Source organism: Streptococcus mitis (genome assembly GCF_047464965.1).
Lineage (GTDB): Bacteria > Bacillota > Bacilli > Lactobacillales > Streptococcaceae > Streptococcus > Streptococcus mitis_DU.
Genome location: NZ_JASHAT010000016.1, coordinates 1 through 11,094, shown reverse-complemented (window position 1 = coordinate 11,094; position 11,094 = coordinate 1). Strand labels below are relative to the sequence as shown.

Below are 11,094 nucleotides of genomic sequence, written 5' to 3'. Positions count from 1 at the left end.
GTCTCCTCATCTTTAATGACCTTATAAAGATAGCGAAACCACAAATCACCGTCACTTCCAGCATGTTCACTAGCTCTCACCATGTAATCGTACCATGTTGTCATTATTATTCCCCCTCATCTTTTCTAGGGTTATAGTGCATTTCCCGTCCGAAAGCTCCGTCTTTCGGTACATATCCTTTTTCAAGCCATTGAATGGTTGTCAGTTCTGTCGTCTTGGCTGGTTTCAGGCGACAGACTGCATTATAGTCATAACGTTCTGTGCCGTCTTCTCCTCTAACTGCGTTCCTCCATGCGCCTGTAATTAGCTTATATCCTCGCTTCTTCCATTCCTGTTCAGTAAGCAGAATACCAGGTTCAAAATCGTGTCGGTTTTCCATTTTGGAAACCTCCTTTTTGTTAAATTTAGAGATTTCATCTCTACCTCTATTATACCATTTTTCAGACTCAAAAAACACGCTACAAACGTTGATTTGACGGGCTTAGAAGCTGTTTTCTAAGTTCTAGATTTATCTTAATTTTGCTCCTGCTTATAGCGGTCTTCAAAGCCAGCTATATCAGCCATACTAGGCAGTTCTCTCTTCAGTTCATCCAAAGACCCATCCTCTCCTAGATAGACCTCCATGAGGTCATGAAGAGCTTGTTGGCGCTCTTCAAGCCTTAATCTCTGCCTACTTCTACCCAGCTCATACCACTTTTTCCAATAGCTTTTGAAAAATCTCGCATTCTCATCTCTGATTACAATTAGCTTCATAGGTTCTCCTTTTTATCTAATCTTCCTAAAAGTTCCCATTTCTTAGCTTCTAGCTCAGCCCGCTTTGCACGCTTGTCCGCAATCTCTTTTTCCGCTTCTGGAGTACCATAAATGCCTAGCGCCTTTTGTGCTTCAATCAGTTTTTCGATATATTCTTCGCTAATTTCATTCTCATAATCGGGGTTGCTCCATTTTGGAACATTGGACTCGCTAGACTCATCTGCCCCTGATTTCCCCTTTTTGTAAAAAGCTTCTACATCAGCTAAAGTCTTCAAGTTGTTATCTTTCCATCTTGTGACGATTGCAAACAGGTAGGCGTAGGTTTGTCCGCCATGTTCTACAAAAAGCTTTTGGGCAAAGTCTAGGATTTGTAGGCGCTCGCCAGCCTCAAAGGCTTCAGCAAGCTCACTTGTTTTGGCTTTCTGACCTTTTGTAACGCTTACGCCCGTAACTTTTTTGAATGCCTTAAAAAACTGATCCAGGTCGCTTGCAGGAGCTTCTTTTTGTTGCACAACTTCCCCCTCAAGAACGTTCTTATTGTTTCCACGGTTGCTAATAATGGTCATTTCATAGCCAATAACTTTACGCCCTTTTTTAAGAATTTTCAAGGAAGCTTCAAAATCCTCTTGTTTATTGAGTTCGTTCATCCCCTTCATAATACAATCACGTTTGAACTGAGACGGTTCCATAGTTCGCCCTTCGCCTAAAAGCCACACTTGCCAGTCTTCAATAGTCGCCCTTATTATAGTCTCACGCTTCCATTTTTCAAAAGCCTCTCCACTATCCGTTTTCACTTTTGCTTTCCTACGACAAGAAGCCCACAGTTTAATCAAAATGACGCTATACTTAGATTTCAGACGTGAAAGCTCTTCGAGTTTGAAAGTGTAGAATTTCTTTTTTAGGTCGAAAAGCAACGGGCTCGCTCGTTTAGAGAAAACGAACTCGATTTCTCCTGTCTTCATCGTGTTTATTTCTTCAAAAAGTGCACTTAAAGACACTCCTAGAAGTTCTTTATTGGGGTCATTATCTTCATAGATCGGCAAAAGCAAAGGCGTATCATTTTTTAGCTTTTTCAAAGCTACACCCAAACGCTTGTAGTTAGACCCTGCGTCATCTAGCCCTAGGTACTCAAGAACCTCTGTCGCAGTTGTTGAGTATGACGTATCTTTCTCATCATCTTTTTTGACGTAACTAATGCAGTAGTCCAATATTTGGTGTTCAAAAAGGGTCAATTTGCCAAAAGCTTTTGCTAAATCGTTCGCCTGCCATACGAGATATTGCCCTCTAATCGCTTCAGAAAGTATCAACTCATTTTTTTCTTCTTTTTTGGTCATGAAAAACTCCAATATCATTGATTTAATAGCATTATAACACTATACTGGAGACTTGTCAATTATTTTTATAAAACTATCTCTAGTATACCGTAAAAAAATCTCTAGTATACCGTAAAAAAATCTCTAGTATACCGTAAAAAAATCTCTAGTATACCGTAAAAAAATCTCTAGTATACCGTAAAAAAATCTCTAGTATAATGCCCATAGTGCCCGATATAAAGCCATTTCTTATCTTCCTAAATATCTAAAATAAATGAAATATAGATAAATAATATAAAATATCCTCCTCTTACTCCTCCTGCCGGAGGGAGGAGGTTTGATGGAGGAGGATATGCTTACAAGATATTGATTTAAAGGTTTTCTTACTACCAAACAGGTTAAAAAGCTAAAATAGCTATAAAAAGCTATATTTTTTCTTCTAAAAAAAGAAAATGTGATACTAGAGATTAGTTTACGGTGGAACTTAATGACCTAGCTTTCAGGGAGTTTTATAACCAGCGTTCAGAAACAGCCCTAAAACGCTCTCTAAGCCCCTTGTTTTTGTTTTGGAATATAATTAACCACCCCACCCCCTAGAATGGCGCTACGGGCTCGTATGAGCCTCTGAGGAACATTCTAGCTAATTAGTTCCCCTCAGCGAACTGATAACATCTTCCAGAGGGATACACTCCCCTCTCTCATAGGCTTCTAGCCCTGCTCTAATTTCTGCCTGCAATTCGCGGAATATCCGCTCTTTTTCCTCTTCTTCGTTCATACTCAGACCTCCGTTTCTATGGCTCTATTATACCATTTTTCCTGATTTCAAAAAAATCTCCGCCTTTTATAGAGGTTTTAATAATACAATTTGATATTATTTAATTATTACAAAACAGATTTTAATAATACAATCTAAATCATTATACAAATTAACAAAATTATAAAAATAGAAATTTAACAAAGATGATAAAGATAAAAGGGCGCACGAAAGCGCCTGATGGTAAAGTTATAAAGCTATATATATCAAGGGTTCATCTCTTATATAATTCCTTTTAATGATATACCTATATATTATTAAAATCTATTCTACATATAATTAAACATTATACTTTAATCTCTTTTAATTATATAAAGATATGTTATTAAATAATTATAAAAAAGATTTTAACAATATATTTTACAAATCCTTGTATATTATTAAATTCTCTTTTTTATATTATTAAAATATACTACTGTATATCATTGAAATATTTAATTATATATTATTAAAATCTCTTTTTCTTCTTATTAAAATCTGAATTGGATTTTATCGGAAAATATTATATATTATTAAAATCTAAAATAATAGACTTTAATAATATAATCAAGACAAACAGAGAAACAGAGGATTTTTAAAAAATAGCAATACAATGATACAAAAAAGCGTAGGACTTTCTAAAAAGTGATAAGCAGTAGCAAAACAGAAAACCCTCTACGATATTAGTATAAATGTAGATATATCAAGGATTTGCAGCCTTTTCAAGTTTCTTTTATTCACTACAATAAAGTATTATTAAAATCTTTTAATTATTTTATTAAAATCTTAAAAAAGTTTCATTAAACTCTTTACAAATAGATTATAATAAGGTATACTTATATCATAGAAAAAGAAATAAAAAGATTTTAATAAAACATTAAGAAAAGGAGCTTAAACGATATGAGCAAGAACGGAAATCTAGGAGTATTAGGCGGAGGATTCATCGGTGTTGAAACAAACAAGGTGTACACACCGCCTCAACACGCTACCAGCGTTAACGGAAAGACGCTTGAACAACTGAACGATGATTTCGATGATTTTATTGAAGAGATTGTCATGCCGTCTGACGAGCCACTAGAGGCACTGGAGGAACAAGCCCAAGCGCCTGTAGAGGTTGCTGAAAACCTAAACGAAACCCTTGAAAGCCCATCTGAAGCACCAGCAGTCAAGAAAAAGAGCGGAAGGAAAGCGAGAAAGACTGAAGACCTCCATGCTAGCGTTGAAATGATCGCGAAGAAGCACGCTATCCACGAGCCGAGAGTGCTAGAGATAACATTCAAGAGCATGATGGAGAAAGCCCTCTTAGAACTCATGTGTAGAGAGCTTCTAAGCGCCTATGACGTGCATGAAGATAGCGCCCCAGCTCTCCTGGTGTATATGTGGCGAAAGGCTTCTATGGTAGACGGCAGAAGAGTCTATCTCGACACGCTTCAGCAAACTGCTGAAGGCGCTGAAATCGGCTATTCTAACGTTCAGAAGCTTGTCAAGAAGATTACCGAAAAGGGATTGCTGGAGAAAGGGCGCAATGGGCTCACTTTCTCGGCTTTGCTAGAGGATTTCTTCGGTAGTCTAACAGAAAACAAACAAATCTTGCTTACTTTTGAGAAGCTACAAGAAGAGCAGATGGAAGCTATAGACAAAGAAGGACACATCAACGAAAGCATGACGAACTGATGGACGACGAGAAAGAAAAGCTATTTAAGAAGCTTCAAGCCGAGATAAACCAAAGCATTCTAGAGATGGAGCAGGGGATTTATTTCACAACAGAAGACCTGGTTAAAAGATATGGACTACGATAGAACTGACAAAGAATTTTGCGCCCGTTGTGGCGCTGAGCTAACCGAAGGCGAAAGCTATCTTTGCGATTTTTGCAGATATGATGAAATGAACAAATCCAATGATTGCCTTTTTTAAAGTTAAATGCTATAATGTACATAACGAGAAAAAGTCATTAGCATGATGGCAAAAAAACACCCTGTCCGCCAAGACTTAGGGTGCTTTTTTTATTTTTGAAAAGTGACGCTAATCCTCGTCGTCGTCAAAATGCTTTTCAATCCATTTCATACCATAGTTTTTCCCTAGCTCGTAAGCTAAAGGTATAACTAATCGAACGATAACGAGAAACAAAGTCAAATTAAGCATGATGGCACCTCCTTTCTGAAGGCATAGCGCCAGAATGTAAATATTATACCATGTTTGTTTTTGTTTTAGTCATTACAGGAGCAAAAAGCAACATAATAGGAATAAGGTGAAAAACAATATCTTTTCATGCTAAAATCTCAGTATGAAAGATATTATTTTAGAAATCAAAAGAAAATCCATTGCCTTAAACATTGATTCAAGCCTCACAGAGCTGGAAAACCAACTGATAGACTTGAAAAAGCAGATAAAGCTCCTAGATAACTATCTGGACTTGAAAATGGGAAAAGACTAGCTTTTAGCTAGTCTTTTGGCTTATCTATCGTTCGTAGCTGAAATCGTCAATAGGTTCTCTAGCCTTTTCAATGCCGTTTTCTTTGATGTCTTTTTCTTCACGTGTACGGATTTTCTCGAAGACTTGCTCCTGCTCGTAGTCTTTGAGATATTTTCTGAACTGGTGCTCAAAAAGGCGATGGTCTTCTAACTCACGATTTAAAAGGTTTATATCGCCTTTTAAATCGTAAATATCTTCTTCTAAGTCCTCTTTCATCTTATTATAAGACTTTTCCAAGCTGAAAAACTTGTTTTTCCAGTAAATCACTTGCTCCTGCAGCCTTTTGACTATAGGACTTTCCATGATTGCAGATACCAAGGTATCACGCAAATCGCTGAAAGTATCGAAAAACGTGGCTTTCTCACGCATTTTCTTATAAATCTTTTCACGCATTGTGACATTCCCTGGAAAAATTTTTGACACTCCTACTTCCTTTTCGTAGTCGATAGGTTCGTCCATCTTTCGCAAGCCTTGTTCCAGCCTCGTTAAGGCGTTATCTCGTTTTGTCACAAAACGATACTCTTCATTGTATTGCGCCAGCCTGTTCTCATTCCTGCCAATTTCTTGCCTTTGTTCGTTGATTTTGGCTATATTTTCTTCTACCTGCTTCTTGAGTGTTTCTTTTTGAGCTTCTAGCTCTTTTCGTTGTTGTGCCAGCTCCTGCGCCTGCTTTTCTTTCGCTTCCTCAAGTTCAAGAGTTTGATCAGCGATTTTTTCGCTAATCTCAGAAAGTTCTTCTTTCCTTTCGTTCAGCTCCGCTTTTTTCGCTTCATTTTCAGCTTTAACACGTTCTAAATCAGCTTTAAACTTCTCCGCATTCTTCTGCGCTATCTCGGCATTTTGCTTTGCTATCCGCTCTTCTCGGCTTGCCTCGTCACGTTTTTCGACTGCTTGCCGTGCTTCCTGTTCAGCCTGTGCTTTCTCTTGTACCGCTTTCTCAGCGTCCTCTTTCGCCTGTTTTGCCGTCTTTTCAGCTTCCTGCGCCTGCGTCCGCTTGTTGCTGATTTCCTCGTCTAAACGCTTGATTTTCCCCTGTTTCTCTTGTTTGTACTCGTTGATTTCTTTATCTAAAGCCTCTTTCTTTTGCGCCATGGCTTCTTTAAAATGGTCCATGTCGCCCCAATTGTGCTTACCTACTGCTTCATATTCAAAACCGACTTCCCGAGCTTTATCGATAAGGATTTGCTTCGTTTCCGTTAAAAATTGCGTATACACATTCATTCCTGCGCTCATGTCGCCCTTGCGGTCGCCCTGTAGCGCTTCGAGACCTTGTTTTTTGCGCTCCCTGTTCTCTTTGGCTAGGTCGTACTTTTTTTGATCAGACTCTAACATTTTCTGATAAAAATCGCCGTCTAAATCCTGAGCGATTGCCCTTGTCGTGCGAGGTTGCAGGCGTAGCCCTTTTTTCATACCCTCGGCTTTTCCGAAGAAAGTAAGGTGCATGTGGGGCGCTCCTGCCTCATCGTAGTGCGCCACCGCATTGAAAACGTGGAGGTGTTTATGTTTCGCTTGAAACTCTTCTAAAAAGTTCTTAAAGATTTCATCAGCAAGCTTTTTCTTATATTCGATGAAAACTTTTTCCGCCTCCTGCTTGTCGTTGATTGAGGTAAGAGTTCGGTGGTGCAGTTCGTCCCATGTTTCCTTATTCCCGATAGTCAAAATAATCTCATCTTGCAGATTATACTTGGTTGTTGCGTTGCTCTTACCTTTCTTCTTGTGACTGTCGTTTAAGCCCTTGATGTACTCGTAATAGTCGTCTATTTTACGGTCTTGGCGCTTTTGTTTGGCGTTATACTCTTCTAACGGTTCTCCGAAAGCTTCTTGATATGCCTCTTTAATGTCTTGCTGAATGAAGCTAGTATTGTACTGCGTCAGCTCTCTGTTTATATGGCTATTGGTCGTGTGTCCCCATTCTTTTTCTTCAAAACTGCGGTTGTTGTGTTTGATATTTATCTTGTTGTCACTATGTGTAACTGAGAGACCCATCTTCTGCATAAAATACACCTCCTTTTTATAAAAATATTCATCTTAATTCTATTATGCCATATTTTTTAAAAAATAAAAAATGTCGGTGTCGCTTTTTCAAAACTTTCTAAAAACCTTGATTTTTCAATGTTTTTATAAAGTTGTCCATAAAATATTTAAAAAATGGACAACTATAGATGTCCATTTTTTCTAAAAACATTGGAAAGTAATATATCCATAATTTTGCATTTTATGGCTTACTATAGTTGTCCATTATTTTTCGATTTATGGAGGTATTATATGCCCATTTTTTGAAAAATAGCGGTAAGTAACTTGTCCATGTTTTCCAGTATTATGGAAAGATTATATGTCCATAAAAAGCTAAAATATGGATTTGTAAGTTGCCCATATTTTAGCGAAAAAGTGGGACAGTATATTTCCCACTTTTTCGCTTTCTATGGCACTTTATATAACCCATAATCACATGATTTCATGGTACTTATTAAGCCCATTAAATCTAGCCCAATGCCTTGAACTCGATTAAAAAAGGGCTTCGCCGTTGTTGTCGTCTTTCAGCCGACCGACCGCCGTAGCGGTCAGGCGAGCGCTATCGCTATTCTCGCCAGTTAGTCCACTCCCTCAAAATCAGCAAAATTTTACAATTTCAGCACTCACTAAGAGAGAGTTTCTGTTACTCTTTTCAAAGAGTAACGCCTTCTCCTTTTTGTCAGAGACAAAAAGACGGCGCTCCTGCGGAGGGCAGGGAGAACCCTCTTGGTCTAGTAGACCAATTCACCCCGTGCGCCTGCCGAAGCAGACGCCTGACCGCCGATGCGGTCAGAAAATGGACTTGCCATATTTTTGATCAAAAAAGCGTCGGGAGCAACCGACGTTTTTCGTCAAAAATGGTCTTCGTCCATTGCGCACAAGGTGCGCCCAAGCCTGCCTACACAAAAATTTTCGAATAGCAAAAATTTTAGCTCCGCAGTCTTTCCACGCCAAAAGCCACAAAAAGCGTGGAAAGTCCATTTTTCGAACCGCAAAAAATGGACAAGAGCTAGAAAATGCTCCCAAGCTTCCCCTATTGTCTTTCAGAAAAATGCTAATTTTTCGGAAAAATACTTGCTTTAAAGAAAGTATACAAAAAACGCCCCAAACCCTTGGCACTCTAGGAGATTTTCGTGATAGATAGGTCAGAAAAAAGTCTGAAAAACGCTCAGAATGCTCGTCTCAACGCAGAAAATGCGTGATTTTTGCATGAAAAAACGAAAATTCGGGGTCTATATACAAAAATCTCAGAGGTAACACCTCCGAGATTCTAATAAATTGGACCAAGCCAATTCCAATACGCATGGATAGACGCTTCGTTTTCTTCTAGTTCGGCATCTTCCCAAGTATCTTTAACGTTCCACCAGTATTCCAGTTCATCGTTTTTTGTCAACATATCTACCACCTCGCTTTTTAAAAATTATATCACAAAACCTCCTAGATTCTGCTTTCAAAAAGCCCGTCTAATGCGATTCTCTTGATTTCAGAAACATCTTCTCCACCGTTATCAATATACTCCAGAATCTCACAAAGAGTAGAGTTGAGGTAATCTGCCTCTATGATTGCCTGCTTCCTCGTGTAATGCCCGAAATCTGAGGTTTCATCGAGATTATGCTCATCGTAGAATCGTTCGTATAGCTCCGTTGTTTTCTCGAATATATCTTCCGTTCTGGCTACTCCCATGGCTTCTGAGCCTCCTCTACGTCCACGTCAATCGCAGACGCTTCTAACCGTGCTAGCAGTTCCTGCTTCTTCACTTCAAGCTCTTGCTTCGTCTCCTCGCTTGTTGTGTTGACATAATCGGGATTGCTCCAGTTAGGATTGTTTGATTTAGCAGATTTCTTAGTTTCTTTTTTAAGCTTATCATACTTATTTGGATCATAAGCCTCCGTCACTTCTTTCTGCCAGGTAAATTCATAGCCTAGAACGGGGTTCCCTCGCTTGTTTGACTTTATTTTTTTTACCTTCAAGTCAGCAAAATAAGGCGAAAGTTGCTTTTTGATGGGGGCTATGACAAGCCTATCTATATGACATGCCTTGTAGCTGCTTGGCATGTCCATTAGCAACTTAAACTCGTCGATAGCAAACTCTTTTCGTCCGATTGTACGCCACTGCTTCAGCAGTCTATAAGCGGTCTTGGCGTATGTTGAACGAATTGATGTGAATTCCTGCAATTCGTATTGAGTGAAATTGGCTGATAGTCTGTTTAAGATATAGTCAAAGTACGGGGAAAGCGATACTGTCGCCTTCATGTCTGACAAATCATCTTCCCAATCTACTCTGAATTTTGTGAAGAGTGGCATGTACTCAACAGACCTGCTCGTTCTCTCGATGTATCTCAGTTGGCTAATGTTGTTGGATAAACTATCCATCGTGTCATAGAAACGCTTATTGTGTTGAATAGTATAGTCCGCTAGTTCAGCTAGCTGATATTTGTCGAAAACGAGGTCAGAAGTGCCTTTATCCTTCGCTTTTGCAATAATGGCAAAGAAGAAATTCATCTCTTCAGCAGTCCATTTCCGCATGATAACAGTATTCAAATCATTGTGATGTTTAACAACTTCGTTAGCCATTATAGAAACCTCTTTTAATTTATGTTTTCATTATACCATTTTTCTGTTATAAAAACAAGTTTTAATTTATGTTTTTATATACCGACAAAATGTTATCGAAGAACCGACAAAATGTTATCGAAGAACCGACAAAATGTTATCGAAGAACCGACATTTTGTTATTCATAAAAGCTGAAAACCCTTGGCGCTCTAAGGTTCGCGAACCCCCTAAATATATTATTAAATATTAATCAAATATATAAATAGCTTACAAGGTATTAGTTTTATTTGTTTCTAGTAAGTTATAAAGCACTATGTAGTTATGAATCATCATGGAACAAGTGTAGTTTTAAAAACTACCGACATTATGTTATTCATAAAGGCTAAAACCCTTGGCGCTCTAAGGTTTAAAACGATATAAAAAACTATTATTTTTTTTTTAAACAAAGCAAATCTGATACAACAGTGATTTTTTAAAATTTAAGACCTTTAAGAAAAAAACAAAAAGGGCTTCTAAAACGCCCTCTAAGCCCCTTGTTTTTGTTTTGGAATATAATTATACCACCTTACCCCCTAGAGTTGTGCTACGGGCAAATCTGAGCCTCTGAGGACCGTTCTAGCTAATTATTGTCCTTCAGCGAACTGATAACATCTTTTATGGAACGGATTTTGATTAACTTAATAATATCTCCTGCATCTTGTCTATCCCTATCTCGTCCGCTTTCTAGCTTCATACCAAGAATGTAGGATAATGGCGGTACAAAAACAGTCAAATTTGAATAGCTAAATGCCTTCTCACAGATTGACCGCGGCGGCACTCTATTCATATTGGCAACGTTATTATTCAACCATAATTCTTCAGGTTCGTTCACACCAAAATCATCGCCAACTTTCTCAATAATGCTTCTGATTTTAGCATCTTCTTGATAAAAGGCATCTACATCTTGTGTTCCTCGGAGATTGTAATACTCCAGAACAAAACCACCAACACAGATAATTTCTAGGTCAATATTTTCCTTGGCTAATTCTGTATTGAGAGCCTCAAATAAAACTTTCTTATCCATAGTTACCCTCTCTAAAGAGTTTCAAAATATCTTTTGGCTGACTTTTACGGTTCGCCTGCAAAACGTGTTCTCTTGTGTGTGTGCCTTCTGTTAAAGCATCTTGAAGGGTTATTTTTTGGAAAGGTGTTAAGGT

At 38.2% G+C, this 11,094-nt stretch carries 10 protein-coding genes; 1 reads left to right on the top strand and 9 read right to left on the bottom strand.

What is annotated here, in order from left to right:
• Positions 1-106: 106 nt before the first annotated feature.
• The 4 genes from QM408_RS08960 to QM408_RS08945 form a co-directional block, all read right to left on the bottom strand.
• The gene (locus QM408_RS08960) at positions 107-379 is read right to left on the bottom strand and encodes a hypothetical protein (protein ID WP_414374325.1); all 273 of its coding nucleotides are present in this window, start codon (positions 377-379) and stop codon (positions 107-109) included.
• Between the two features lie 134 nt (positions 380-513).
• The gene (locus QM408_RS08955) at positions 514-753 is read right to left on the bottom strand and encodes a hypothetical protein (protein WP_414374323.1); all 240 of its coding nucleotides are present in this window, start codon (positions 751-753) and stop codon (positions 514-516) included.
• Positions 750-2,087, bottom strand: a complete 1,338-nt coding sequence (locus QM408_RS08950; protein ID WP_414374320.1) for a RepB family plasmid replication initiator protein — start codon at positions 2,085-2,087, stop codon at positions 750-752. Before QM408_RS08950 ends, QM408_RS08955 begins: the two co-directional genes overlap by 4 nt.
• Positions 2,088-2,706: 619 nt before the next feature.
• A complete protein-coding gene (locus QM408_RS08945) occupies positions 2,707-2,841 on the bottom strand; it encodes a hypothetical protein (RefSeq protein WP_414374317.1) in 135 nt (44 codons plus the stop codon).
• Between the two features lie 918 nt (positions 2,842-3,759).
• Between QM408_RS08945 and QM408_RS08940 the strand changes: the two genes are divergently transcribed.
• Complete coding sequence (locus tag QM408_RS08940; RefSeq protein WP_414374315.1) at positions 3,760-4,533, top strand: hypothetical protein; 774 nt, start codon at positions 3,760-3,762, stop codon at positions 4,531-4,533.
• Positions 4,534-5,317: 784 nt separating this feature from the next.
• Here QM408_RS08940 and QM408_RS08935 read toward each other — a convergent pair.
• The 5 genes from QM408_RS08935 to QM408_RS08915 form a co-directional block, all read right to left on the bottom strand.
• The gene (locus QM408_RS08935; protein WP_414374313.1) at positions 5,318-7,327 is read right to left on the bottom strand and encodes a hypothetical protein; all 2,010 of its coding nucleotides are present in this window, start codon (positions 7,325-7,327) and stop codon (positions 5,318-5,320) included.
• Between the two features lie 1,288 nt (positions 7,328-8,615).
• Positions 8,616-8,741 carry a hypothetical protein gene (locus tag QM408_RS08930; RefSeq protein WP_414374310.1) on the bottom strand — a complete coding sequence of 42 codons (126 nt, stop codon included), beginning with the start codon at positions 8,739-8,741 and terminating at the stop codon, positions 8,616-8,618.
• Between the two features lie 41 nt (positions 8,742-8,782).
• Positions 8,783-9,028 (bottom strand): hypothetical protein, encoded by a 246-nt coding sequence (locus QM408_RS08925; RefSeq protein WP_414374307.1) that lies wholly within the window; start codon positions 9,026-9,028, stop codon positions 8,783-8,785.
• Positions 9,019-9,918, bottom strand: coding sequence for a replication initiation protein (locus QM408_RS08920; protein WP_414374305.1), 900 nt, complete (start codon positions 9,916-9,918; stop codon positions 9,019-9,021). Before QM408_RS08920 ends, QM408_RS08925 begins: the two co-directional genes overlap by 10 nt.
• Positions 9,919-10,517: 599 nt before the next feature.
• On the bottom strand, positions 10,518-10,961 hold the full coding sequence (locus QM408_RS08915; RefSeq protein ID WP_414374302.1) for a DUF6036 family nucleotidyltransferase: 444 nt from the start codon (positions 10,959-10,961) through the stop codon (positions 10,518-10,520).
• Positions 10,962-11,094 lie beyond the last annotated feature (133 nt).

Bases quoted from the DNA above. Each gene is read 5' to 3' on its own strand.
- QM408_RS08960 (WP_414374325.1), bottom strand. From the start codon at position 379: ATGGAAAACCGACACGATTTTGAACCTGGTATTCTGCTTACTGAACAG.
- QM408_RS08955 (WP_414374323.1), bottom strand. From the start codon at position 753: ATGAAGCTAATTGTAATCAGAGATGAGAATGCGAGATTTTTCAAAAGC.
- QM408_RS08950 (WP_414374320.1), bottom strand. From the start codon at position 2,087: ATGACCAAAAAAGAAGAAAAAAATGAGTTGATACTTTCTGAAGCGATT.
- QM408_RS08945 (WP_414374317.1), bottom strand. From the start codon at position 2,841: ATGAACGAAGAAGAGGAAAAAGAGCGGATATTCCGCGAATTGCAGGCA.
- QM408_RS08940 (WP_414374315.1), top strand. From the start codon at position 3,760: ATGAGCAAGAACGGAAATCTAGGAGTATTAGGCGGAGGATTCATCGGT.
- QM408_RS08935 (WP_414374313.1), bottom strand. From the start codon at position 7,327: ATGCAGAAGATGGGTCTCTCAGTTACACATAGTGACAACAAGATAAAT.
- QM408_RS08930 (WP_414374310.1), bottom strand. From the start codon at position 8,741: ATGTTGACAAAAAACGATGAACTGGAATACTGGTGGAACGTTAAAGAT.
- QM408_RS08925 (WP_414374307.1), bottom strand. From the start codon at position 9,028: ATGGGAGTAGCCAGAACGGAAGATATATTCGAGAAAACAACGGAGCTA.
- QM408_RS08920 (WP_414374305.1), bottom strand. From the start codon at position 9,918: ATGGCTAACGAAGTTGTTAAACATCACAATGATTTGAATACTGTTATC.
- QM408_RS08915 (WP_414374302.1), bottom strand. From the start codon at position 10,961: ATGGATAAGAAAGTTTTATTTGAGGCTCTCAATACAGAATTAGCCAAG.